The sequence below is a fragment of the Enterobacter cloacae subsp. cloacae ATCC 13047 genome (assembly GCF_000025565.1).
Classification (GTDB): Bacteria; Pseudomonadota; Gammaproteobacteria; order Enterobacterales; family Enterobacteriaceae; genus Enterobacter; species Enterobacter cloacae.
The window spans coordinates 4399537-4423941 of sequence record NC_014121.1 but is presented as its reverse complement, the minus strand read 5'-3'; the positions used below and the strand labels follow the sequence as shown (position 1 = coordinate 4423941).

20 protein-coding genes, 1 tRNA gene and 1 pseudogene are annotated in these 24405 nt (G+C 55.6%); 15 read left to right on the top strand and 7 right to left on the bottom strand.

Annotated features, from left to right (window positions below; genetic code table 11):
• Positions 1-392: 392 nt before the first annotated feature.
• Complete coding sequence (locus tag ECL_RS21510) at positions 393-920, top strand: helix-turn-helix domain-containing protein (RefSeq protein ID WP_013098695.1); 528 nt, start codon at positions 393-395, stop codon at positions 918-920.
• An 81-nt stretch (positions 921-1001) separates the two neighbouring features.
• Here the strand turns inward: ECL_RS21510 and ECL_RS21505 are convergent.
• Together ECL_RS21505 and ECL_RS21500 are read right to left on the bottom strand one after the other, a co-directional pair.
• A pseudogene (locus ECL_RS21505) lies at positions 1002-4019 on the bottom strand (autotransporter outer membrane beta-barrel domain-containing protein).
• Between the two features lie 116 nt (positions 4020-4135).
• Positions 4136-4450, bottom strand: a complete 315-nt coding sequence (locus tag ECL_RS21500) for a lipoprotein (RefSeq protein ID WP_013098694.1) — start codon at positions 4448-4450, stop codon at positions 4136-4138.
• Positions 4451-4625: 175 nt separating this feature from the next.
• Here ECL_RS21500 and ECL_RS21495 point away from each other — a divergent pair, with 175 nt between their 5' ends.
• From ECL_RS21495 to ECL_RS21480, 4 genes are all read left to right on the top strand, one after another.
• Positions 4626-5258 carry a response regulator transcription factor gene (locus tag ECL_RS21495; RefSeq protein ID WP_013098693.1) on the top strand — a complete coding sequence of 211 codons (633 nt, stop codon included), beginning with the start codon at positions 4626-4628 and terminating at the stop codon, positions 5256-5258.
• Positions 5255-7042, top strand: coding sequence for a hybrid sensor histidine kinase/response regulator (locus tag ECL_RS21490; protein WP_013098692.1), 1788 nt, complete (start codon positions 5255-5257; stop codon positions 7040-7042). The genes ECL_RS21495 and ECL_RS21490 overlap by 4 nt, the downstream gene beginning before the upstream one ends.
• A 248-nt stretch (positions 7043-7290) precedes the next feature.
• The gene (locus ECL_RS21485; protein ID WP_013098691.1) at positions 7291-7584 is read left to right on the top strand and encodes a type II toxin-antitoxin system TacA family antitoxin; all 294 of its coding nucleotides are present in this window, start codon (positions 7291-7293) and stop codon (positions 7582-7584) included.
• Positions 7581-8072: a GNAT family N-acetyltransferase gene (locus ECL_RS21480; protein WP_029882967.1), complete on the top strand. Its 492-nt coding sequence runs from the start codon at positions 7581-7583 to the stop codon at positions 8070-8072. The genes ECL_RS21485 and ECL_RS21480 overlap by 4 nt, the downstream gene beginning before the upstream one ends.
• A 266-nt stretch (positions 8073-8338) precedes the next feature.
• Here ECL_RS21480 and ECL_RS21475 read toward each other — a convergent pair.
• Positions 8339-8414 (bottom strand) — tRNA-Phe (locus ECL_RS21475).
• A gap of 95 nt (positions 8415-8509) precedes the next feature.
• Positions 8510-9223: a DUF554 domain-containing protein gene (locus ECL_RS21470; RefSeq protein WP_013098689.1), complete on the bottom strand. Its 714-nt coding sequence runs from the start codon at positions 9221-9223 to the stop codon at positions 8510-8512.
• Positions 9224-9405: 182 nt separating this feature from the next.
• On the opposite strand from ECL_RS21470, the gene ECL_RS21465 reads away from it, so the two are divergent.
• A complete protein-coding gene (locus tag ECL_RS21465; protein ID WP_013098688.1) occupies positions 9406-11541 on the top strand; it encodes an ornithine decarboxylase in 2136 nt (711 codons plus the stop codon).
• Positions 11542-11639: 98 nt separating this feature from the next.
• On the opposite strand, the gene ECL_RS21460 is transcribed toward ECL_RS21465, so the two are convergent.
• Positions 11640-12332 carry a response regulator gene (locus tag ECL_RS21460; protein WP_013098687.1) on the bottom strand — a complete coding sequence of 231 codons (693 nt, stop codon included), beginning with the start codon at positions 12330-12332 and terminating at the stop codon, positions 11640-11642.
• 40 nt (positions 12333-12372) lie between these two features.
• Positions 12373-13959: an ATP-binding protein gene (locus ECL_RS21455; protein ID WP_013098686.1), complete on the bottom strand. Its 1587-nt coding sequence runs from the start codon at positions 13957-13959 to the stop codon at positions 12373-12375.
• A 344-nt stretch (positions 13960-14303) separates the two neighbouring features.
• Between ECL_RS21455 and ECL_RS21450 the strand changes: the two genes are divergently transcribed.
• The 8 genes from ECL_RS21450 to citG are packed head-to-tail and all read left to right on the top strand — an operon-like array spanning position 14304 to position 21612.
• Positions 14304-15665 carry a 2-hydroxycarboxylate transporter family protein gene (locus ECL_RS21450; RefSeq protein ID WP_013098685.1) on the top strand — a complete coding sequence of 454 codons (1362 nt, stop codon included), beginning with the start codon at positions 14304-14306 and terminating at the stop codon, positions 15663-15665.
• 17 nt (positions 15666-15682) lie between these two features.
• A complete protein-coding gene (locus ECL_RS21445; RefSeq protein WP_013098684.1) occupies positions 15683-16546 on the top strand; it encodes a fumarylacetoacetate hydrolase family protein in 864 nt (287 codons plus the stop codon).
• A gap of 10 nt (positions 16547-16556) precedes the next feature.
• Entirely contained in the window at positions 16557-17579 is a 1023-nt protein-coding gene (gene citC, locus ECL_RS21440; RefSeq protein WP_013098683.1) for a [citrate (pro-3S)-lyase] ligase, read from the top strand.
• Positions 17580-17595: 16 nt separating this feature from the next.
• Complete coding sequence (gene citD / locus ECL_RS21435; protein WP_013098682.1) at positions 17596-17889, top strand: citrate lyase acyl carrier protein; 294 nt, start codon at positions 17596-17598, stop codon at positions 17887-17889.
• Positions 17886-18761, top strand: coding sequence for a citrate (pro-3S)-lyase subunit beta (citE, locus tag ECL_RS21430; RefSeq protein ID WP_013098681.1), 876 nt, complete (start codon positions 17886-17888; stop codon positions 18759-18761). Before citD ends, citE begins: the two co-directional genes overlap by 4 nt.
• A 10-nt stretch (positions 18762-18771) precedes the next feature.
• On the top strand, positions 18772-20289 hold the full coding sequence (citF, locus tag ECL_RS21425) for a citrate lyase subunit alpha (RefSeq protein ID WP_013098680.1): 1518 nt from the start codon (positions 18772-18774) through the stop codon (positions 20287-20289).
• 2 nt (positions 20290-20291) lie between these two features.
• Positions 20292-20831 (top strand): citrate lyase holo-[acyl-carrier protein] synthase, encoded by a 540-nt coding sequence (gene citX, locus ECL_RS21420; protein ID WP_013098679.1) that lies wholly within the window; start codon positions 20292-20294, stop codon positions 20829-20831.
• A complete protein-coding gene (citG, locus tag ECL_RS21415; protein WP_013098678.1) occupies positions 20809-21612 on the top strand; it encodes a triphosphoribosyl-dephospho-CoA synthase CitG in 804 nt (267 codons plus the stop codon). The genes citX and citG overlap by 23 nt, the downstream gene beginning before the upstream one ends.
• Positions 21613-21645: 33 nt before the next feature.
• Here the strand turns inward: citG and ECL_RS21410 are convergent, their stop codons facing one another.
• A complete protein-coding gene (locus ECL_RS21410) occupies positions 21646-22902 on the bottom strand; it encodes a nucleoside permease (RefSeq protein WP_013098677.1) in 1257 nt (418 codons plus the stop codon).
• 312 nt (positions 22903-23214) lie between these two features.
• Between ECL_RS21410 and ECL_RS21405 the strand changes: the two genes are divergently transcribed.
• Positions 23215-24390, top strand: coding sequence for an IS4 family transposase (locus ECL_RS21405; RefSeq protein ID WP_013098676.1), 1176 nt, complete (start codon positions 23215-23217; stop codon positions 24388-24390).
• The last annotated feature ends 15 nt before the right edge of the window (positions 24391-24405 follow it).

Genomic DNA, 24405 nt, shown 5'->3' with positions numbered 1-24405 from the left:
TAATGCGTTGATATATAATGTATTTATTTTTATTGTGACGTTTTTGTTTATATTTTTAATGCGGCTTTGGTGCATAAATTAAAGTACTTTCTGGTGCATGTTTGGGAAGTTTCGTGACAAAAATTCTTAATATCTTGAGAGGTGACTTTTCTGCGATTGTTTTTTACTTATAATTAATAGCAGACATTGAGTGATAGTCTATGGGAAGTCTTACAAATCAATGTGCGTGTCGAGGGATGATCAAAGCCAGAATACATTTATCGTTCATGTAAAAGCGCTATAAAACGAAGGCGTCTTCTTTCTGAAGGGTCGTTCTTGCTTTAATCTAAAAGGGATGGTTAGTGGCAACTTCAATAGTGTTAGTGACACAGGATCGCTACCTCGTCAGAGGAATGAGGATATTTTTTCCGGATATTATCCTGCTGGACTCGATTGACAGAAAGATATTTGATAACAGTGCAGATGAATATTCTGTGCTGATTGACAGCCGTTCACCGCTCCGTCTGTATGATTATCTGATACGCCATCCGGCCAGAACGAGAAAAACAATCGGCTGCGTCATGCTCGATATGCGGCACCGGGAGGAGAATCAGCTCAGCATGAGGATGTTTATGAATACTGCGCTTCCGGTGGCTGACATGGCGTCGTTGTTTAATCTGGTGCTGAATATGAAAGGCAGGCGCCTGACGACCAAATGGCTGCTTAACTTACGGTTGAGTACCCATGAAGCGATTATGCTGCGGTTGCTCAGGGCGGGCATGTCGATGGAAGAGGTGGCGGACGAACTGAACACCTCGATTAAAAGCCTCTACCGGACGCGAACGGCGCTCTCTGAACGACTGGGGGCGGAGAATTTTAACGAGGCGTGTTTGTTTATCTTTAAAAACAAACTGCTGGATGGAGATGGGAACGATCCCTGATTGGGTCATAAACCAAAAGAAAAAACCGCCACGAAGGCCGGGTCGACGTAGCGCAACCCGGCACTTTAGCGTTGATATCAATCAGAACGACCAGCGCAGATTAGCGTTAACCGAGTTGACGCGGGTATCGGCACCATATTGCCCCTGATAGCCCACATCCAGCGTCGCTGCACGCGACAGTTGTACGCTCACGCCGATATCACCCACCATCACGTCCTCATCCACGGCCTGACCCTGGGTAATGAAGGCGTCGCTGCCCGCAAATGCCATGCGCGAAGAGGTATTCTTATCGCCATAGGCGTGCTGCCAGCCCAACGAACCGTAGAGGTTAACGTTCTTCGGCAATCCGGTCACACCACGCACCCCGAGCGTGGAATAGAAGGTGTTCATGGTTTCATTGTGAACGCTCAGCGCGGCGGCACCGCCGTCTTCCCTGAAACTGTCGGTATGCAGTCGAATCCAGGAGAGGTTAACAAAGGGCTCGACATTCATCTCTGGCTGGCCGAAACGGTAGCCCGCTTCGGTGAACGCCAGCAGCGAGTTGGCGTCGTAATCAGACTTCAGCCGATCCGAGAAGCCGCTGAAATCAACATTGCGCTCGCCTTCGATCTTGTGCCAAGTGTAACCCAGTGCGCCGCGAAGGGAGAACGCATCCTGTTGACCCGCTGCATACAGGCCGAGGTGATAGTTGTCGGTATCTGTTGAGGAACGACGGCTGTCGACGTCGTAATCACCGCGGCTGTAGCCGAAGTAACCACCGACACGTACGTTATGATCCGCCAGCTTACGATCTGCCCCCAGCAGGAAACCGGTGGTGTTGCCGTCCAGCTTGCCCACGTTACCGTCGCCGCTGTTTCGACTCCAGGAGCTGAAGGTCTGGCCCCAGACGCCATTGTTTTGCGGCTCCGGCTGCTGCACCAGCGACATCGCTAACGGTGGTATCGGCAGGCTGTCGTTATCAAACGCGCGCTGCATACGCTGGTTTAACACGTTAAACACCTGCGTGCTGCCGGCTATCAGGTTGGATTGCATTGACGGATAAACTTCTCCGGACAGCTGGTTAAACGCCTCGCGCGCTTTCGGTGCGCTCAGCACCAGCAGTGAGTTATACAGCGCCAGCGACGGGCCGCTTTGCGTGAGCGTGGAGAGCGCGCCGGCGGTATTCCACTGGTTGCTGCTCTTTGCCACGGTCTGGAAAATCCCTGGCTTGCCGCTGCCGGGGTTTTCTCCTCCCGGGTTCTCACCACCCGGGTTTTCACCGCCGGGGTTTTCTCCTCCTGGATTCTCACCCCCCGGGTTTTCACCGCCCGGGTTTTCACCTCCAGGATTCTCGCCGCCGGTCTCTTTCTGCGCGATGGTCAGATCGACGGCGTCGGTGCTCTGCTTAAGCGCCACGTCCAGGAAGGCGGATTTGGAAATCGCTCCGGCGAACTGGCCGTCAATACCCCCGTTCGAGGTTAAAATGCGATAGCTTTGGCCCGTTTTGTAGCTGGTTTGCGGATCCAGCGCGGTGACCTGTACCTTAGCCTGATTGCTGATGGTGGTTTTGCCCAATACCAGCAGTTGGTCACTGCGGCCATCTCCCGCGATATCAACGTCATAGAAGGATTCGCCGATAAAATTCAGATAACGTTTCAGCGTCAGCGTGCCGATATCGCCATCCCCTGGTGAGATATGCCCGCCGGACAGGATCTCAGTCTGGCCCAACGTGCCGTTCCCCCCCAGCGTGCCACCGGCCTTGATTGACGCGGCGCTACTGTAACCTTGTCCGTTGTTAACGTCGGATCCCGCCGTTGCGTTGAGGATCAGCGTACCGCCGTTTTCGGCGCTAAGGGTCTGAATTTAAAAAATATCGTCTTCTGGCTGGGTGTTGATGTTGCTGGCAATAATGACTTTGCCACCGCGCGCGGTCACGTTCGCCTGAAGCGCTGAAAGATCGCCGTTCAGCGTTGTCTGCCCGGAGGTATTTATCACCTCACCTTCGCCGCTCATCTTGTTGCTGAAGATGTAATTTTCGTCGGTATGGTTGAAATAGACATAACTGCCGAATAGCCCGCCACGCAGGCTGATTGCCGTCTTCGCATCGAGGGTACCCGCGCCGCCTGCCGTACCAAGCGTTGGCTCAGTTATACCCGTGCCGGTGTCCATGTTGCCGCGGCTGCCGATGATGAGCGCCCCCCGGTTCGAACCGGAGCCCGATGTCCCTACAATCAGCGCATTGCTGCCTGCGGAAAATGAACCGCCGTCAATAACCGACAGCACGCCATTGCCATAATCGCCCACGCTAACGCTGCTGTCGCTGGTAAAGCGCGAGTCTTTGCCTGCAATAACCAGCTCGGCGGTTTTCCCGGCCCCGGAGACGCCCGCCACCTGCACGCCGCCAACGTTAACCGCTCCGCCGTTCAGCACGTCCAGGTCGCCATTAAGCGTCAGCGTACGGCCAACATTCCACTGTGAGCCGCTCCCCGTGACGGTGGCTTTCGGGCTCAGTGTGTCGGTTTCATCTGGCCCGGTACCATTGCCGATGCGCGCATCGTAGGTGGTATTGAGCGCGGCGCCGTCCTCAATAGCCAGCGTGGAGCGTGCGCCCAGATCGGTACCTACGCTAAGGAAATTACTGGTTACGCGAGATCCGGCGCCCGTGGCGATAAGGTGGCTGTCGTAGCCGCGGGTGGTGCCGACAACGATCTCTTTTGCGCTCGCCAGCGCGCCCTCTTCGACTCGCAGGGTGCCGAGGCCAAGATTCAGGTCGCCGCGCAGGACGTACTGATCGTTCACCGCGTTAAGCTCAGCGTTTGGCCCACGGACTGTGACCACGCTTTCATAAATTTGGCCGTCGAACAGCCGACCGATATTGATGTTATAGGCGGTGATTTTGCCATTATCGATCAGCAGGTTTCCACGTTGATTGCGTCCAACGTAAACGTCTCCGGTGTAACCCAGCGTTTCGGTAATACGTGAGTCGCCATCAAAAATGGCATCGGCTGCACGCGCGAAATCGGCAGGTGAAAGCAGTAACAGCGGCGCGGAAAATAGAGCGAGGTAAAGCCTGGAAAGCGGCGTCTTTACCGCTAAAGAATGCGATGTAGAGTTATTCACAGGGTATCTCCGTACTCATTAGCGTGATGTCTGGAAAATCGGTTTTATATGAAAAATGCGATACGACAGAAAAAGTAAAAGGCGTAATATGTGTACGCCTTATGATGTGAAGTTAATTATTTATGGGTGACCACAGGTGTACAGGTTGGCGCGCTCAGCGTCGGGGCGGATCCTAAAATCCCTGGCATCATCATCGATGAGCAATCGAAAATACGCCCTTTTTCCGTCGTAGCGCGATAAGACAGCTTTTGCCCTCCCAGTGCATCCGGTTGGGCGCCATTAACATTGGTTACGGTTATTTCATCCGATGAGCCCAGCCCCAGCATTTTAGCGGTTTCCGCCTGCAGAAGTGGAATGGCCTGATCGGTTTTTAGCGTGGAACAACCGGCTAGCATCAACGTAACGGTTAAAAAGAGTAGTGGTTTTTTCATAAATTATCCTTTATATCCAATCAGTTAATTTCGCTGATTGTATTTATGTTTTCTATTACTCAAATCTGCGAATAATATATTTCCCTTTCCTAATCGAAAAAACCCTCCTAAAGTAGGGTGGGTAGATAATAATTCATCCGTACTCTCTAATATGCGAAGGTAAAAGGAGGATCCTTTGGGGCAGAATTATGCGTTGGTCGTTGATGACCATCCATTGGTAGCAAGCGGTATCGCCAATTTTCTGATTACACATTGCCGATTTAAGCAGGCGAGTGTGGTGACGAATGAGGATGATTGCTACCGTCAAATTAGGGATAATGGCCCGCCACGTTTGCTGGTAATCGATTTTTGGCTCTCGTCCGGTACCGCGTTGAAATTACTCAAAGAAGTAAAACAACTTTACCCACAGGTAAGGCTCCTGGTGGTTAGTGGGGATGACAATAACGATATCTGGCAGAAAGTTCACGCCGCCGGGGGGCACGGTTTCGTATTGAAAAGCGAGCCACCTGAAATGTTTTCACGGGCCGTTTTTGCCCTCACTGATAATCTCACCTGGTTTCCTGAGGGAAACGAATTTTCCGTTGAGTCGAATAATGAGAAGTTAAGTAAATTTAACTTAACGCCGCGACAAATAGACGTGTTAAATATGATTATGCGTGGCCTGCCAAATAAAAGAATTGCCGCGCAACTTTCTATTTCTGAGCCTACAGTCAAAGAGCACATCAGCAATATATTGAAAAAGATAGGCGTTAACAGTCGGGTCGAAGCCATCACGCTTCTGCATGGCAAACGGGAACCGTCGGAATGAGATTTTTACAGAGCTTACAGAACGCTGGCATCTCTCCTCCCGCGCAGATCCGTTTGCTAAATAATACCTTTTTGCGGCTGGTGTTCAGTTTCAGCGCTGTCCCTTTCGTCGGTATTCCTTTCGCCATCTGGATTAATTTGCTGGGCGATGAACTCGGCCCAACCATTACCTGGATAATTATTTACCTGCTATGTGCCGTGGCGATCCGAATATTGCACCGACGCTACCAGCGCGAAGCGAAAGAGCATGATGAAGCGGACGTCCTGCGCCGCTGGCTGCCGCGTATAAATAAGATCGCTTTTATTCACGGGCTGGGGATTTCATCTCTCTATTTAATTACGCCGCAGACGCAGAACTTTGACTTTTTCCTGCTCCTCAATATCAGTATTGCCGCCATCGTTGCCGCCAATGCGACGCATCTGACGCCGGTCATCAGCACCTTTACATGCTTTTTCTTCGCCTCCTGGGGTGTACTGAATCTTGGCATTATCTGGCGGCTGGACGATCTGATGTTCATTGTGCTGATGTTGAACCTGCTGTACGGCTTCGCCATTTACCGCCATGCATTAACATCGCACGCGTTCTTTATTCAGCAGGCGCTGCTTGAGGAAAAAAGCTCACGCCTGGCAGAACAGTTTCGCCAGGCCAAAGAGGAAGCTGAGCAGGCGCTGCTGGATAAAAATCAGTTCCTGACGACCGCCAGCCACGACCTGCGCCAACCGGTACACGCCATGGGGTTTCTGATCGAAGCGATTATCCACCGAAACCGGGACGACAGCCTCACGCCTCAGCTGCTTGATCTGCAGCAGAGCGTCCGCTCGGTGCATTTGATGTTCAATTCCCTCCTTGACCTCAGCAAGATTGAATCCGGGAATGTGCTTACTGCCCCTGCCAGAGTGGACATCGGCGCGCTGCTCGACTCCGTGATCACGCTGTTTCGCGAAGAGGCCAACAGCCGTGCACTCAGGCTGCGCACCTGGCGGCCTAAACGCCGCATCTACGTGATGGGCGATCCGCTGCTGGTGCGACAATCGCTCATTAACCTTATTCAAAATGCCCTCCGCTACACGCTACAGGGCGGCGTGCTGGTCGCCATCCGACCACGTGGTGACAGGTGTATGGTGGAGGTGTGGGACACAGGTGTCGGTATTGCCGATGACGAGAAAGGTAAAATCTTCTCACCTTACTATCGCCCCGAACTGGCCTGGAAGATCGACAGTGCAGGACACGGGCTGGGTCTGGCTGTCGTTGCCCGCTGTGCCAAGCTGATGAAGGTGAAATACGGGATGCAATCCATTGAAGGTAAAGGTTCACGCTTCTGGATGTGCTTTACCCAATATGCTGGCGAAGAGATCGCGCCGGAGATGCCACCCACCTATGACAACATCGCCACGCCAGTACGCTATGCGCCGCTGCACGGTTCCTGTCTGGTGGTTGATGACGACCCGCTGGTGACGTCTGCCTGGGAGAGCCTGATGAGCATCTGGGGAATCAACGTGCGCTGTGCGGCCTCCGCTGAAGAAGCGTTCGCTATCATCGACGATGGCTTCACGCCGTTCGCCGTGCTGTGCGACCAGCGTCTGCGATCCGGCGAAAGCGGCTTCGACATCCTGAAAGCGCTATTTGAACGTCTGCCGGACATGAGTGGCGCGATGGTCAGCGGCGAATTTAATTCGCCGGTTCTGCTGGAGGCGGAGCAGGAAGGGTACATGGTGCTACGTAAGCCTCTGGAGCCGGCTAAACTGCATGCGTTGCTGACACAGTGGTCGGGGAGTCGTGGATAGAAGGGCGTGTAGAAGTATTGATTTTTTGCGGGTTCCAAATTACTTACCGATTTGATTTCTTTCGAAAATTCTTTTGTTATTTATTGTGAAGTCCCAGAGAGTGAGTCTTATTTCATTTTATAAAACATAAAGGTGAATATTAATAAGTAGAAATCCTTTCGGTTCGATTCCTTTAGAATCATCGTAATGACATCTGCGTTACACGTGTTGTATACTTAATACCCAATGAAACACAGGATGACAACACCATGCCAACTGCAAACACTATGGCGATGAAACGCGAAACCCTGAACCTGCGTATCAAGCCTGCCGAGCGAGATCTTATCGATCGGGCGGCGAAAGCGAGAGGGAAAAACCGCACTGACTTTGTGCTGGAAGCAGCCCGCGCTGCTGCGGAAGAGGCACTGATCGAACAACGCATCATAATGGCCGATCCAGAGGCTTATCAGGAATTTCTGGCTCGTCTGGATCAGGCTCCAGCACCTAATGCCACACTGCGTAAAACTATGCAGACCCCTGCGCCGTGGGAGCGGGAAAAATGATCTCTGCCCCAGAGCCCCTTCACGCCGGTCATATTCTTACTCCATTTTGCTGTGGTGTGGATTCGATGGATAACTGGCTGAAGCAGCGGGCGATGAAAAATCAGGTCAGTGGTGCATCCCGTACCTTTGTCTGTTGTGGCAACGATTCTAACGTTCTGGCTTATTACTCGCTGGCATCCAGCGCGGTCATGACGAATACCGCACCCGGTCGCTTTCGTCGCAATATGCCCGATCCCATCCCGGTTGTCGTGCTGGGACGCCTGGCGGTAGATCAGTCTCTGCATGGGCAGGGCGTTGGTCGGGCACTGGTACGCGACGCCGGGCTGCGGGTGATCCAGGTGGCGGAGACCATCGGCATTCGCGGAATGCTGGTTCATGCGCTGTCGGATGAAGCGCGGGAATTTTATCTGCGGGTGGGGTTTGAGCCATCGCCAATGGATCCGATGATATTGATGGTGACGTTGGGGGATTTGATGGCGAGTATTTAGCAGATATACAGAACTCTTTAGTATTGAATAAAGAGCGCTATGGCTACTATCCCAACCTCGATTCGCCCTTTATTTACCGTTCCCTTCAATCACAAAACCGACTTCACGGAACTCGCGGGTAACTGCGAGCGTTTTAGGGAAGCGCCATGATCCTGTGCCGAAACGTTAAAAGCACCGCGTTGGCTAAGAACATAAAGAAGGAAGCATTGAGCTGTTAGACTGGCTCAAAAGCAAAAACCCGCCTTTTGGGCGGGTTCTTTAAATAGTGGTGCCCGGACTCGGAATCGAACCAAGGACACGGGGATTTTCAATCCCCTGCTCTACCGACTGAGCTATCCGGGCAACGGGGCGCATTAAACCCGATTCACTCTCCGCCGTCAACGAAAAATGTTGTTTTCGTTACAGGATGCACAATCTCTCACCAGTTCGTCGCAATCTTAAGCGAAAAAGTGGGTCCACAGCGCGGAAAGCGGCATGGCGAGCAGCAGGGCGGGCAGCATATTCACCACCGCGAACATCTTGATCCCGCAGATGCGCAGCCCTGTTGCCAGCAGGAGCAGACCGCCAACGGCGGTAAAATCTGCCATCATCGCGGGCGTGGTCAGCGGAAGGATCAGGGTGGCGCAGGTGGCGAGCGCCAGCTGAATCAGCAGCATTGGCACACAAATCGCGGCCACCGCGATACCGAGCGTGGTGGCAAAAATAGTAGCGGTGAAGAAATCGAGAAACGCCTTCGCGATTAAAATGCTGGGGTCACCGGTCATCCCTTCCTGCATCGAACCGAAAATCCCGGTGCCGCTGGCGCAAAAGAGAATAATGATGGCAACGTAGTTTTGAATAAACGTCTCGTGGGTGCCGTGTTTGGCTTTGCCCGGACGGGCTATCAGGTTTTTCGCTTTGCTGACCGCGTTGTTAATCCCCTTTTCCAGATAACAAAACTCGCCAATCAGCGCCCCGAGCAGGGTGGCCAGCACCATCACCGGCAGGTTGGCGCATTTGATCACCAGCAGAATGCCAATCCCGAGGGAGGCCAGGCCAAAAATGGAGGGCATAGAGACGCGAATACGCTCCGGTAATCGCTGACTTAACACTGCTCCGAGTACGCCGCCCAGCAATACGGCACTCGCGTTGATAAATGGCCCGATAACCACGGAAAACTCCTGTTACTTAATCATAGGTATTGCATGATTATGACACGCCAGTGCTTCTTTACGCTTAGCTTTGGGTGGTGAAGTGCATACTGATTCCTTCTTGCACCTCAAAATAAAAGGTGACATTATTGCGCGAATTTTCTCCTCCCTGTCTCACCGTTCGGTGAGGGTATATAGCGCCTATGAAAACCATGAAAATCGCCGTCAGCCGTGAGCTGGTTTCTTCTGTGTCCACGCATCGCGAAAAGGTGACGCTGGATAACACTGATTTCACCGATGTGGCGGCAGTCGTCATTACGCTCGCGGAGAGTCGCAGTGGCATTCTTGCGTTGCTGAAACGCACGGGCTTTCATTTACCGGTCTATTTATTCACGCAAGAGCCGACGGACGTGCCCGATGGCGCCACGGCTGTCATCTCGGGTAAAGCGCAGGAGTTCCTGGAACTGGAATCTGCCGCCAGCCGTTACGAAGAGAACCTGTTACCGCCGTTTTTCGACACCCTGAGCCAGTATGTTGCAATGGGCAACAGCACTTTTGCCTGTCCGGGCCACCAGCACGGGGCGTTTTTCAAAAAACACCCGGCGGGACGACAGTTCTATGACTTCTTTGGCGAGAACGTTTTTCGCGCCGATATGTGCAATGCCGACGTGAAGCTCGGCGATCTGCTGATCCACGAAGGTTCCGCCAAGCATGCGCAAAAGTTCGCCGCGAAAGTGTTCAACGCGGATAAAACCTACTTCGTGCTGAACGGTACGTCGGCGGCCAACAAGGTGGTGACCAACGCGCTGCTGACCCGTGGCGATCTGGTGCTGTTTGATCGCAATAACCACAAATCCAACCATCACGGGGCGCTGATTCAGGCGGGCGCGACGCCGGTGTATCTGGAAGCGGCGCGTAACCCGTTTGGCTTTATCGGTGGGATTGACGAACACTGCTTTGACGACGCGTACCTGCGCAATCTGATCCGCGACGTTGCGCCGGAGAAGGCAGACGAGACCCGCCCGTTCCGCCTGGCAGTGATCCAGCTTGGTACTTACGATGGCACGATCTACAACGCCCGTCAGGTGATCGACAAGATCGGCCATCTGTGCGATTACATCCTCTTTGACTCTGCCTGGGTGGGCTACGAGCAATTTATTCCGATAATGGCGGAAACCTCCCCGCTGTTACTGGAGCTGAACGAGAACGATCCGGGCATTTTCGTGACCCAGTCGGTGCATAAACAGCAGGCCGGGTTCTCGCAAACCTCGCAGATCCATAAAAAGGATAACCACATCCGGGGCCAGGCGCGTTTCTGTCCGCACAAACGCCTGAACAACGCATTTATGCTGCACGCCTCCACCAGCCCGTTTTATCCCCTGTTTGCGGCGCTGGATGTGAACGCAAAAATTCACGAAGGGGAGAGCGGACGCAGGCTGTGGGCGGAGTGCGTCGAGCTGGGGATTGAAGCGCGTAAGGCGATCATTGCAAATTGCCATATGATCAAACCGTTTATTCCGCCAGTGGTGGCAGGCCGTCCGTGGCAGGATCATCCAACTCAGGTCATCGCCAGCGAACGTCGCTTCTTCAGCTTTGAGCCGGGGGCCAAATGGCACGGATTTGAGGGCTATGCCCGCGATCAGTACTTTGTCGATCCGTGCAAGCTACTGCTGACCACGCCGGGCATCGATGCTGAAACCGGGGAATATACTGATTTCGGTATTCCGGCGACCATCCTTGCGCACTATCTGCGGGAAAATGGCATCGTGCCGGAGAAGTGCGATCTCAACTCGATCCTCTTCCTGCTGACGCCTGCCGAAAGCAGCGAGAAGCTGGCGCAGCTGGTGGCGATGCTTGGCCAGTTTGAACAGCATATTGAAGACGATACGCCGCTGGCGGACGTGTTGCCGACCATCTATCAGAAATACCCGGTACGCTACCGGGATTACACACTCCGCCAGCTGTGTCAGGAGATGCACGATCTCTACGTCAGTTTTGATGTGAAAGATCTGCAGAAAGCGATGTTCCGCAAGGAGAGCCTGCCTGCGGTAGTGATGAATCCGCAGGATGCCAATCAGGCGTACATTCGCGGGAACGTGGAGCTGGTGCGCATCCGTGATGCGCAAGGGCGCATTGCTGCTGAAGGCGCGCTGCCGTATCCGCCTGGCGTTCTGTGCGTGGTGCCGGGAGAAGTCTGGGGCGGGGCGGTGCAGCGTTACTTCCTGGCGCTGGAAGAGGGGATTAACCTGCTGCCGGGCTTCTCGCCGGAGCTGCAGGGCGTTTACAGCGAAAAGGATGCCGACGGGATTAAGCGGCTTTATGGGTATGTATTAAAGTAGCCCCCTCACCCTAACCCTCTCCCCAAAGGGGAGAGGGGATTGCACGGAGCCGTCTTTTCACCCTCGCCCCTTTGGGGAGAGGGCCGGGGTGAGGGGTGTTAAGCCGCACTACGCTTGTACATCCTCCGCGGATGCCCAATCTTGCCGTACAGCATCTCCACCGTCAGAAAACCTGCCTCCACGCAGTGCTCCAGATAGCGCCGGGTGGTGGTTTTACTCAGCCCCGTTTCACTCACCACCTCATCCACCGTAAAACAGTGCGTCGCCTTGTCGTTAAACAGCGCCTGCACCCGCGCCAGAGTATTTTCCTCAATACCTTTGCTGCCGTTGTCCTGGCGGTAGTTTTTCGCCTGTAGCTGGTATAAAGAATCGACGTTCTGCTGGTCAACAATCTTCCAGACCCGCTGTTGCTCAGCAAACTGCACAAAACGCTCCAGCGACTGGCTGAGCCGCTTCCAGGAAACCGGCTTCAGGATGTAATCAAACGCCCCGTTACGAATGGCCTGGCTGCAGGTGTCCATATCGCTGGCGGCGGTGATGAAAATCACCGAACAGTTGGCGCGGGCGAGCATCGGGTTACTGATAAGAGTGATGCCTTTCCCGTCCGGCAGGTAGTTATCCAGCAACATCAGCTGCGGCTGTTTACTTTCAAGCTCAACCTGCGCTTGCGCCAGCGACGAGGCAATCCCCACCAGTCTAAGACGCGGATGTTTGCCGATCAGCTCTGCGTGCAGTTGCGCCAGTTCGTTCTCGTCTTCAACTATCAGTACGTCGATAAGTTCATGTTGCATAATCGGTATCTTCCTGTTCCTGTGCGGGATGCCGGGCGGTTCACGTGGCGGGGATAAACAGTGAGAAAATCGCCCCCCGCGGCGTGTTATCGGCAACCTCAATTGCACCGCCAGCCTGTGTGACATAGCTTTCGATCAGATACAAACCAATGCCGTGATCGCCGCGCGTTTTGGTGGTGATGCCGCGCTCAAATATCCTGTCACGGATCTCCGGTTTAATGCCCACGCCCTGATCGGCCACTTCGATGATGAGTTCTTGTTCGCTCAGTTTTATCAGCACTTCCACAGGTGCATGCGGAAGCGGCGAGCGCTGGGTCGCTTCAATGGCGTTATCCAGCAGGTTGCCAATGATAGAAATCAGCGCCTCTTCAGGCAGCGCCAGGAACGGTCTGTCCAGACGACAGGTCGGGTCGAAGTTCAGCTCGACGCCTTTCTCCCGCGCCCGCGCGGCTTTCCCCAGCAGCAGGCCGCACAGTGTCGGGGAGCTGAAGCGCGAAGAGATAAAGTCCAGCAGCTCCTGAGCGTGTTCCGACTGCGCCTGAATGTAGCCAATCGCCTCCTCGTAGCGGCCCATATGCAGCAGGCCGGAGAGAGTGGTCATCCGGTTCAGCTGCTCGTGACGCATAATGCGCAGGTTATCAACATAGCGTTTGACCTGGCTGAGCTGGGCGCTGAGCGAGTCGATCTCGTTGCGATCGCGGAAGGTGATCACCCAGCCCTGCAGAGAGTTCTCAAGCATGATGCGCACCCGGCTGGCGATCACCGTGAGATCGTTAAAGCGGCAAATCTCGTCATGGGTATCTTTGGCGAGCATCGTTTGTGTTTCGAAGAACGGAACAGGATCGATTACTTCGCTTATCAGCTGCCCGCGCAGTTCCCGGGCCGGCTGGCTCAGGCCCAGCAGTTTGCGTGCCGCCTGGTTAATCACTTCTATTCGCCGTTCATCGTCAATGGCGATCACCCCTTCATAAATGGACTCCATCATCGCCTTCTGCTGGCGCACCAGCAGACCAATCTCTCGCGGCTCCAGGGAGAAAATCTGCTTCTTGATACTGCGGGTAAAGAACCAGGAGAAGATAAAGAGGGCAAGCAGTAACAGTACGGCGGCGATCAGGATGTTAACCACTTTACTGACGGTGATGGTTTCAAGATAGCTGGTGAGATAGCCTACCGAGACAATCCCCACTACCTGACCGGCATCGTTAAAAATGGGCGCTTTGCTGCGCAGCGAAATGCCTAATCCTCCCTTGCGGATGGTGGTGGTGCTTTTACCGCGCAGGACTTCTTCGTTGTCTCCGCCGACCAGCGTATGGCCCACTCTGTCCGCAAAAACGGAATGAAACAGATGCAGCCCTTTGTTATCGCCAATCACAATAAAACTGGCATCACTGTGGGTGGCTATTTTCTGCATAAAATCGTGAATGGCGTTGATATCTTTTTGTTCGACCTCTTTTCGTAATGACGGAATAAGGGCGATCTCTTCCGCCTGTATTTTTGCGCGTGCGCTCATTTCCTGATAAAGCTGTCGGCTAACGTCGACATAATAATATCCGCCCAGTAAAGCAAAAAGCACTGAGAAAAAGACAACCAGCGAAACAAACAGCTTAATCTGAAACGATACTTTCATAACAATCACGCGTGGTATCAACGAAGTTTGTCAATATATCATCTTTTTTCGCGTGGATACCCGCTTTGCCGAAAACTTGTGATCCCTTGCACAGCAAGGCCTGCAAAAGAATTATCTGAAAGGGTTTTCCCTTAAACACCACCGTGTAAATGTTATTTGTTTGTTCGGTTTAGAAAAGAAACCATAAAAACCACGGCAATAAATAAGGGGCAAATCACATTAAATAAAAGAAACCATTAAAACCATAGTCGCCATTAAAACTTCGCTTTTAATATGCCATTCCTCACATAAAGTAAGCCTTTGTGACTCTAAGCTGAACGCACAAAATAACTAAGGGGCTTATTATGAGCACAACTGACGATTCTTTCTCTGTTACCCACGACCCGATTGATATTCAGCGGCCATCGCTCAAAGAGCGCTGGTGGCATATTATGGATACCTGGAAAATCGGGATTATTCCTCTGCCGCTGTTTGTCCTTGCGGGCGCGCTGATTGCCATTGATTGTCTGGGCGGAAAACTGCCAAGCGATATCGTGGTGATGGTGGCGACGCTGGCGTTCTTCGGCTTTGCCTGCGGTGAGTTCGGCAAACGCCTGCCGATTGTCGGCAAGCTCGGCGCGGCGGCGATTTGCGCCACCTTTATCCCCTCCGCGCTGGTCTATTACGGCCTGTTGCCGGATGTGGTAGTGGAATCCACCACTAAGTTCTATAAATCCACCAACATTCTTTATCTCTACATCTGCTGCATTATTGTCGGCAGCATCATGAGCATGAACCGCACCGTGCTGATTCAGGGCTTCCTGCGCATCTTCTTCCCGATGCTGTGCGGCGAGATCGTCGGCATGCTGGTGGGGATGGGCGTGGGTCTGGCGCTGGGTCTTGAGCCGTTCCAGATCTTCTTCTTTATCATTCTGCCGATTATGGCAGGCGGCGTGGGCGAAGGGGCTATCCCGCTCTCCATCGGCTACGCCACCCTGCTGCACATGGATCAGGGCGTGGCGCTCGGTCGCGTGCTGCCGATGGTCATGCTCGGCGGGCTGACCGCTATCATCATCTCCGGCTGTCTGAACCAACTGGGCAAGCGTTATCCGCACCTGACCGGTGAAGGTCAGCTGATGCCGAACCGCGCGAATGCCGATGCCACCGTTTCTCAACCGGCGTTCTCTGGCAAAGCGGACGTCACCACCATCGCCTCCGGTGCGTTGCTGGCGGTGCTGCTCTACATGCTGGGCATGCTCGGCCACAAGCTGATTGGTCTGCCTGCGCCGGTTGGCATGCTGTTTATGGCGGTGCTGGTGAAGCTCTGCAACGGTGCCTCTCCGCGTCTGCTGGAAGGCTCTCAGGTGGTGTACAAATTCTTCCAGACCTCAGTGACCTATCCCATCCTCTTCGCGGTCGGTGTGGCGATCACCCCATGGCATGAACTGGTCGCGGCCTTCACGCTGACTAACCTGCTGGTGATTATCAGTACCGTCTCTTCACTGGTGGCGACCGGCTTCTTCGTCGGCAAAAAGATTGGTATGCACCCGATTGATGTCGCCATCGTCTCCTGCTGCCAGAGTGGCCAGGGCGGTACCGGTGACGTGGCGATCCTGACCGCAGGCAACCGTATGAGCCTGATGCCCTTCGCCCAGATTGCTACCCGTATCGGCGGCGCGATTAACGTCTCTATCTCACTGCTGATTCTGGGCAACTTCCTCGTTTAAGTTTTCAGGAAAGAACAATGAAACTCGCAAGCTTTTTATACCAGGGAAAACGCAGCTACGGCATCGTCCAGGCCGAAGGTGTGATTGATTTAGGTCGCCGTCTCGGCGACCGCTACAGCGACCTCAAAGCGCTGCTGCAGGGCAACGGGCTGGCGCAGGCCACCCGTTACCTGAACGATGCCGTGGACGTGCCGATGAGCGCCATCACCTTCTTACCGGTGATTGAGCAGCCGGAAAAAATCCTCTGCGTGGGCATGAACTACGCCGACAAGCGCAAGGAGTTTGACCAGCACAACCCGGCACCGACGCTGTTCGTGCGCTTCCCGGATTCGCAGACCGGCCACAACGAGCCGGTGCTGAAGCCGCGTCACTCCAGCGAATTCGACTACGAAGGCGAGCTGGCGGTGATCATCGGCAAGGGCGGGGAAAACATCAGCCGTGACGAGGCGCTGCGCCACGTGGCGGGCTACAGCTGCTACATGGACGGCTCCGCCCGCGACTGGCAGCACACCTGGTTTACTGCCGGTAAGAACTGGCGTCAGACCGGCGCGTTTGGCCCGTGGATGGCAACGGCCGATGAGATCCCGGACCCGCACAGGCTGGCGATCCGCACCTGGCTGAACGGCCGCATGGTGCAGGAAGATAACACCAGCAGCATGATCCACAAGGTTGCGGAGCTGATCGAGTACATCAGCACCTTTACCCGCTTAAGTCCGGGCGATGTGATCATCACCGGCTCCCCGGGCGGGGTGGGTAAAAAGCGTAATCCGCCGCTGTTTATGAAAGAGGGGGATCGCATTGAAGTGGAGATCGAGCATATCGGTCATCTGAGCAACGTGATTGTGGAAGCGCTAGCCAGCGGGCTTGCGGCGGCACACTGAGAAAGGCGGCATGAACAGTCAACCCATCGATTTTCGCCACACGCTGGTGGCGAAACACCCGGAACGCTTAAGCCAGATCCGTTATCTGCTGGCAGACAGCGGCCTTGGCCTGGACAACGACATCACGCTGTTTGTCGAAGCCTGGTCCGGCGCGCAGCTGGTGGGTTGCGCCGGTCTTGCCGCCAACGTCATCAAGTGTGTGGCCGTGAACGAGCAGCTTCGCGGCGAGAACCTCAGTGCGCGCTTGCTGGCGGAGGTGCAGAATGCGGCGCTGGAGCGCGGTCATTTTCACCTCTTCCTCTGCACGCGACCGTGCAATAAGGAGCGCTTTGCGCGTAGCGGCTTCTGGCCGATTGCCCAGAGCGGCAACAACGCCGTGCTGATGGAGAACACTCCGCAGGGGATCGAGCGTTACTGCCGTTCCCTGGGCAGGATGCGCAAGGGCGGGGAGAAGACTGGCGCGATAGTGATGAACGCCAACCCGTTCACCCTCGGCCACCGTCATCTGGTGGAGCAGGCGGCGATGCAGTGTGACGCCCTGCACCTGTTTGTGGTGCGTGAAGATGCCTCGTTCTTTCCGTTCAGCGCGCGCCTCGGAATGGTGCGTGCGGGCGTCGCGCATCTGCCAAATGTGACCGTGCACGAAGGCTCGCAGTACATCATCTCCCGCGCCACCTTCCCGGCCTACTTTTTGAAAGAGACCGGCAAAGTGCAGCAGGCGTGGAGCGAAATCGACGTGCTGATCTTCCGCGACTTTATCGCACCGGCGCTGGGCATTACCCATCGTTTTATCGGCTCCGAGCCGTTTTGCGATATCACCCGTCAGTACAACCAGACGCTGCACGCCTTGCTGAGCCCGCAGATTGAGGTGGTGGAAATGCCGCGCATCAAGGCCACCGGCAATGCCATTTCAGCGTCCGAAGTGCGCCGCTTGCTCAAGACTCAGCAGTTTTCCCGGATCCGGGAGATTGTCCCGGACTCCACCTTCGCGCACCTCGAAACACACTACCGTGCGAGTGCCGAAGTCGCTTAACTACCAGGAATTTATCATGAAAATTGTAAGGGAGGCGCTGGCCGGAACGCAGGAGTCCAGCGACCTGATGGTGAAAATTGCTCCCGCTCACGGCGAGCTGGAGATAGTCATCCACAGTGAAGTGATTAAGCAGTTTGGCGAGCAAATTCGCCAGGTGGTCAACGAGACATTGCGCGCCATGAATGTGCACCAGGGACTTATCATTATTGAAGACAAAGGGGCGCTGGACTGTGTGATCCGCGCCCGCCTGCAAAGTGCGCTTCTGCGTGCTGCCGATGAACAGGCCATTAACTGGGGGGCGCTGAAATGAGCAAACTCCGCCGCAGTATGTTGTTCCTGCCGGGCGCCAACGCCGCCATGCTTTCAACCGCGTTTATCTACCGTCCAGACTCCATCATGTTTGACCTTGAAGATGCCGTTGCTCTGCGCGAGAAAGACACCGCGCGAATGCTGGTGTTCCACGCCCTGCAGCACCCGATGTATCAGGACATCGAAACCGTGGTGCGCATAAACCCGCTGAGCACGCCGTTTGGCTTGCTGGATCTGGAAGCCGCCGTGCGCGCCGGTGTGGACGTGATCCGCCTGCCGAAAACCGACACCCCGGACGACATCTACGAGCTGGAAGGTCACCTTGAGCGTATCGAGCAGGAGTGCGGGCGCGAGGTTGGTTCCACCCGCGTGATGGCGGCGATTGAATCGGCCATTGGCGTTATCAACGCCGTGGCGATTGCCCGCAGCTCGCCGCGCCTGATCGGCATTGCGCTGGCGGCTTTTGACTACGTGATGGACATGCAGACCGAGCGCGGCGACGGCACCGAGCTGTTCTACGCCCGCTGCGCCGTGCTGCACGCCGCCCGCGCGGCAGGCATCGACGCCTTCGACGTGGTGTGGTCAGACGTTAACGATGAGGCCGGATTCCTGCGCGAGGTCGATCTGATCCGCAAGATGGGCTTTAACGGCAAATCGCTGATCAACCCGCGCCAGATAGACCTGCTGCATAACGCCTACGCGCCGACCCAGGAAGAGGTGGATCACGCCCTGCGGGTGATTGAAGCGGCAGAAGAGGGCGAACGTAACGGCCTTGGCGTGGTGTCGCTCAACGGCAAGATGGTGGATGCACCGATTATTAACCACGCGCAGGTGGTGCTCGAACGCGCGGCGGCTTCCGGCGTGCGTCGGTAAGGATGACACAATGAACCAGACAGAACTTCTCCATGTGAATTTTCCCCATCTGCGGGAGTTAAAACCGTTTGATACCGCCCACAGCGCCACGCCGTGGCTGGCGGACAGCGACGCGAAACACAGCCGCAAACTCTGCGCCTCCATTGAAGAGGCGGTGAGGCGTAGCGGCCTGACGGACGGAATGACCATCTCCTTCCACCACGCGTTTCGTGAAGGCGACCGGGTGATCAACACCGTCGTGGCGCTGCTGGCGCGGATGGGCTTCAAAAACCTGACCCTCGCCTCCAGCTCACTGATGACCTGCAACGACGCGCTGATCGAGCATATTGCAAGCGGGGTGATCGCCCGGATCTACACCTCCGGCATGCGTGGCAAGCTGGCGGATGCCATCTCCCACGGGCTGATGGACGAGCCGGTACAAATTCACTCTCACGGCGGGCGCGTAAAGCTGCTGCAGGACGGTGAGCTGAACATTGACGTGGCGTTTCTTGGCGTGCCGTGCAGCGATGAGTTTGGTAACGCCAACGGCACGCACGGGAAATCGTGCTGCGGCTCGTTGGGCTACGCGATGGTGGACGCCCATTTTGCCCGCAAGGTGGTGCTGCTGACGGAAGCGCTGGTGCCGTTCCCCAATATGCCTGCCAGCCTGGTACAGGATCAGGTGGACTACATCGTGCAGGTGGAGAGCGTGGGCGATCCGGCAAAAATCAGCGTCGGCGCGGCGCGCGTCACCAGCAACCCGCGCGAGCTGATGATTGCCCGCTATGCGGCGGATGTGATTGAGCACTCCGGCTATTTTAAACCGGGCTTCTCGATGCAGACCGGCTCCGGCGCGGCGGCCACCGCCTGCACCCGCTTTATGGAAGAGAAGATGGAGCGCAGCGGCGTGAAGGCACGCTTTGCGCTGGGTGGCATCACCGGCAGCCTGGTAGATCTGCACGAGAAGGGGCTGATCGAAAAGCTGCTCGATACCCAGTGCTTCGACGGCCAGGCGGCGGCCTCGCTGGCGCGCAACCCGAACCACGTGGAGATCTCCACTAACGTCTACGCCAACCCCGGCAGTAAGGCGGCAAGCTGCGACCAGCTGGACGTAGTGATCCTCAGCGCGCTGGAGATTGACGTCGATTTTAACGTTAACGTCATTACCGGCTCCGATGGTGTGATGCGCGGCGCGTCCGGCGGGCACTGCGACGTGGCCGCCGCGGCGAACCTGACCATCGTCGTTGCGCCGCTGCTGCGTAGCCGCATTCCGACGGTGGTGAAGCGCGTTACCACACGCCTCACGCCGGGCGAAAGCATCGACGTGCTGGTCACCGATCACGGCATTGCGGTCAACCCGGCGCGCCCGGAGATCCGCGAACGCCTCATGGAAGCAGGGCTGAAGGTTGTGGATATCAACGCCCTCTATGAGCGGGCAATTTCGCTGACAGGCGTACCGAAACCGATTGAATTCACAGACAAAATTGTCGGGGTGATCCGCTACCGCGACGGCAGCGTGATCGACACCGTTCGACAGGTAAAGGAGTGAATATGACCATTGCGACACCCGTGCGGGCGGGTGTCAGCCTGGACGCGCTGCTGGCGGCGAAAGAGCGCCGCGCAGCCCGTCAGGCTGACTGGCTTACGCACTATCAACAACCGGTGATCTCCCTCACGCTGGTAACACCCGGGGAGATCAAAGACAGCCTGCGCTATCGCAACACCATGGGCGTGGCGTTACAAATGTGCGACCAGCTATTGTGGGAAAACCGTTGGCAGGTGCTGGACCGCCAGGTGCTGTGGCTCCCGACCGGGCCCGAAGCGCTGTGGTGTGTGGCCCATCCCGCGGCAGAAATCAAAGCCCACTGTGCGGAGCTGGAGCAGACGCACCCGCTTGGCAGGCTGTGGGATCTGGATGTGATTTGCCCTGAAAACGGCCACGTTGGACGTCAGTCGCTGGGCTCCCATCTCAGACGCTGCCTGATTTGTGATGAACCGGCCCACGCCTGTTCCCGTTCGCGCAAACATCCTGTGGAGCAGGTGGTGGCGCGCGTGGAGAAGATGATCGATGACTGGTTTGCTCGCGACTAAACCGCGCCCGCATGACGTCCCCGCGCTTGCCGCAGAGGCGCTGTGGCAGGAGCTGGCGCTGACACCGAAACCGGGGCTGGTGGACAGGCTCAATAACGGCTCCCATCGCGATATGGATCACGCGCTGTTTGTCCGCAGCATTATGGCGATTACGCCGTGGTTTTCGCGCTTTGCTGAGTTGGGTAACACGCATGCCGATAAACCCGCAGGCGAACAGTTACGGCTCCTCCGCCCGATGGGGATGGCCTGTGAGCAGGCGATGTATGCCGCGACGAACGGGGTGAACACGCACAAAGGGGGCATTTTTGCCCTTGGTTTACTCTGCTTCGCCGCCGGGCGTGTGAAAAATATCTCCGCAGAAAGCCTCTGTTGTGAGGTGAGTAACATCTGCCACGGGCTGGTTTCGCGAGAGCTGGCCGAACGCAGCGGGCAGGCGACGGCGGGGGAGCGGCAGTTCCGGCAGTACGGCTTAACCGGCGCGCGCGGCGAGGCGGAGAGTGGTTTTGCGACGGTGCGTAAAGCGCTGGCGCAGTGGAACGGACATTCACTTCACGGCCTGCTGTTACGCCTGATGGCAATCAATCAGGACAGCAATCTGGTGTCGCGCGGCGGCATTGAGGGGCTGGGCTACGTTCAGGACTATGCGCGGGAACTGCTGGCTGACGGCTGGGATGGTGAAGCGTTGCGTAGAATGGATAACGCATTGATTGAACGCAACCTGAGCCCGGGCGGCAGCGCGGATTTGCTGTCGGTGGGGTGGGTGCTTGCTGCAATAAAATAGCCGGGTGGCGGCTTCGCCTACCCGGCACAATAATCAATGCGCGACTGGCTGTGCGCCGTGCGGTTCGCGTACATGCTTGTACTGGAACAGCACGATAAACGCGAAGAACAGCACCAGCGAGTATGCGGCGAAGATAAGCCACACTGGCTGCCAGTCGGTAATGCCGTTGGTGGTATACATCTCAACCACTTTACCGCTCACCACGCCGCCCAGGATACAGCCGAAGCCGTTGGTCATCATCAGGAACATACCCTGTGCGCTGGCGCGGATTTCAGGTTTCACCTCTTTTTCCACAAACACCGAACCGGAGATGTTGAAGAAGTCGAAGGCGCAGCCGTAAACAATCATCGACAGAACCAGCAGCACGGTGCCGAACGGGCTTGGGTCGCCGTAGGCGAACAGGCCGAAGCGCAACATCCACGCGGCAATACTGATCAGCATGACGTTCTTGATGCCGTAGCGGCTCAGGAAGAACGGAATGGTCAGGATGAACAGCGTCTCAGAGATCTGCGAGATGGACATCATTACCGACGCATGTTCAACGATAAAGCTGCCTGAGAACAGCGGGTTATTATCGAAGCTGTGCAGGAAGGTATTGCCGAACATGTTGGTGATTTGCAGTTCCGCGCCCAGCAGCATGGAGAAGATAAAGAAGATCGCCATGCGTTTGTTTTTAAACAGCGCGAAAGCGTCCAGGCCGAGCATGGTGCTCCAGCTCTGGTTTTTCTGCTGGTTAGATACCGGAATATGCGGCAGCGTCAGGGTAAACAGTGCCAGCACCACGGAGAGCGCCGCACCGATGTAGAGCTGCATATGGCTCAGTTCAAAGCCCGCGAAGCTCACGCCCCACATTGCCATAATAAAACCGATGGTGCCCCAGATACGGATAGGCGGGAAGTCGGTCACGATATCCATATCGGCGGATTTCAGGCGGTAGTAGGAGATGGTGTTGATCAGCCCAAGCGTTGGCATGTAGGCCAGCGAGTTAAGCAGGATCACCATAAACATCGCCCCCGGCGTGGTGACCTGGGCTGCCATAAACAGCGTGCCCGCACCCACCAGGTGGCAAAGCATGTACAGCCATTTCGCACTCAACCATTTATCCGCCACGATCCCCAGCAGCGTTGGCATAAAGACCGCCGCGATACCCAGCGAGCTGTAGACGGCACCGATTGACGCACCATCGAACTTGAGCGTCACAAACATATAGGAGCCGAGTGTAGTCAGCCAGCTACCCCACAGGCAGAACTGCAGAAACGACAATATTTTAAGCTGCAGCTTAAGGTTCATGTTACTTTCCTCACAAGTGAGCGGGAGATATGTTGTTATAGGAACATTCAGGGTTGTTATTTGATGCAATTCTATCAGTTGGCAACGATATGTTTTGTTACCTCCCGCAAAAAAATGCAATCCACATTAATTTGCAGTTTGGATTGTGATGCAAATAACATTTTCGTATGGGTGGGGTGAGATGGGGTAGGTGCGGCCTGATGCCCCCTCACCCTAACCCTCTCCCTGTGGGCTGAGGGTTCCCCAGAAAAATGAAAAGCACGATGAAGTGTGATCTACTGGTTGCGCTAACAAATCAGAAGAGACCTCATCGTGCCTTTACAGACAGTCTGCCAGAAATTTTTCTCCGCGTCTTTACCGGACGTTCACAGCTTCCGGATTAATGTCCTTGTTTCCATGGCCGTTGCCCTCACGCACGGTGCGGATCTGACCCTGACCAGCCTTGGTCGCTCTCTTCCCGGCAGGGCGCACGTCAAAAATAAAATTAAACGTGTTGACCGTGCCCTGGGTAATACCGCCCTTCACCGGGATATTCCCCGTATTCAGCACCTGCTCACACATACCATCACCTCCCTGATGCCCTTCTGTGTGATTGCTGTCGACTGGACAGGCTGGCATGACAGGAACTGGTATCTTCTGCGGGCAAGCCTGGTCTGTAATGGTCGCTCACTGCCGCTTATGAGTGAGGTTGTCCCCGCAGAGCTGGCGCAGAACAGCGATGTACAGTGCCGCTTCCTTGACCGCCTGCATGATGCCATCCCGAAAGATAAAGCCGTCACCATCATTACGGATGCAGGCTTCCGGACAGACTGGTTCCGGCATGTCAGCCAGCTGGGCTGGAGCTTCACCGGCAGGGTCAGGGGCTGCATCAGCTTCCGGCTGGACGGAGATAAAAAATGGATGAAAATCAGTGAGCTTGAGGCTACCGGACAACCGGTCTGCGTGGGTTACGGTGTCCTGTCCCGTAAACCACGAACGCCCTGTTACGGCCGGTTCTATCTGCATAAGCGCCCTGACGCAGGGCGTCAGGGAAAAGGGGGGATGCCGAAAACACAGCGGGAACACCGCAGTAGCGCGCGGGAGCCCTGGCTGCTGTTCAGTAATGCAGAGGGACTGGAGCCGCACCAGATAATGGCCCTGTACAGCCGCAGAATGCAGATAGAACAAAACTTCCGGGACGACAAAAGTCCACGCTTCTGGTTCGGTCTGAGGCTGAGCCGGAGTCAGGGAAAAGGGCGACTGGAAGTGCTGAATATGGTCGCGGCAATGGCAAGCCTGGTGATGTGGCTGGCAGGTTACAGGGCAGAAAGGCAGTGTTTACACTGGCACTATCAGGCAAGCAGCATCAGGCACAGACGGGTTCTGTCATACCTGAGTCTGGCAGAAGAAGTCATCCGGCATGAGCCCGGGAAAGTGAGACGGCTGAATATAGTTAACGAGATGAAAAAGCTGGGAAAAGAGTACAGTAATATGGTCATGGTGGCATGACCATATTACTGGGGA

Bases quoted from the DNA above. Each gene is read 5' to 3' on its own strand.
- ECL_RS21510 (WP_013098695.1), top strand. From the start codon at position 393: ATGAGGATATTTTTTCCGGATATTATCCTGCTGGACTCGATTGACAGA.
- ECL_RS21500 (WP_013098694.1), bottom strand. From the start codon at position 4,450: ATGAAAAAACCACTACTCTTTTTAACCGTTACGTTGATGCTAGCCGGT.
- ECL_RS21490 (WP_013098692.1), top strand. From the start codon at position 5,255: ATGAGATTTTTACAGAGCTTACAGAACGCTGGCATCTCTCCTCCCGCG.
- ECL_RS21485 (WP_013098691.1), top strand. From the start codon at position 7,291: ATGCCAACTGCAAACACTATGGCGATGAAACGCGAAACCCTGAACCTG.
- ECL_RS21480 (WP_029882967.1), top strand. From the start codon at position 7,581: ATGATCTCTGCCCCAGAGCCCCTTCACGCCGGTCATATTCTTACTCCA.
- ECL_RS21465 (WP_013098688.1), top strand. From the start codon at position 9,406: ATGAAAACCATGAAAATCGCCGTCAGCCGTGAGCTGGTTTCTTCTGTG.
- ECL_RS21460 (WP_013098687.1), bottom strand. From the start codon at position 12,332: ATGCAACATGAACTTATCGACGTACTGATAGTTGAAGACGAGAACGAA.
- ECL_RS21455 (WP_013098686.1), bottom strand. From the start codon at position 13,959: ATGAAAGTATCGTTTCAGATTAAGCTGTTTGTTTCGCTGGTTGTCTTT.
- ECL_RS21450 (WP_013098685.1), top strand. From the start codon at position 14,304: ATGAGCACAACTGACGATTCTTTCTCTGTTACCCACGACCCGATTGAT.
- ECL_RS21445 (WP_013098684.1), top strand. From the start codon at position 15,683: ATGAAACTCGCAAGCTTTTTATACCAGGGAAAACGCAGCTACGGCATC.
- citC (WP_013098683.1), top strand. From the start codon at position 16,557: ATGAACAGTCAACCCATCGATTTTCGCCACACGCTGGTGGCGAAACAC.
- citD (WP_013098682.1), top strand. From the start codon at position 17,596: ATGAAAATTGTAAGGGAGGCGCTGGCCGGAACGCAGGAGTCCAGCGAC.
- citE (WP_013098681.1), top strand. From the start codon at position 17,886: ATGAGCAAACTCCGCCGCAGTATGTTGTTCCTGCCGGGCGCCAACGCC.
- citF (WP_013098680.1), top strand. From the start codon at position 18,772: ATGAACCAGACAGAACTTCTCCATGTGAATTTTCCCCATCTGCGGGAG.
- citX (WP_013098679.1), top strand. From the start codon at position 20,292: ATGACCATTGCGACACCCGTGCGGGCGGGTGTCAGCCTGGACGCGCTG.
- citG (WP_013098678.1), top strand. From the start codon at position 20,809: ATGACTGGTTTGCTCGCGACTAAACCGCGCCCGCATGACGTCCCCGCG.
- ECL_RS21410 (WP_013098677.1), bottom strand. From the start codon at position 22,902: ATGAACCTTAAGCTGCAGCTTAAAATATTGTCGTTTCTGCAGTTCTGC.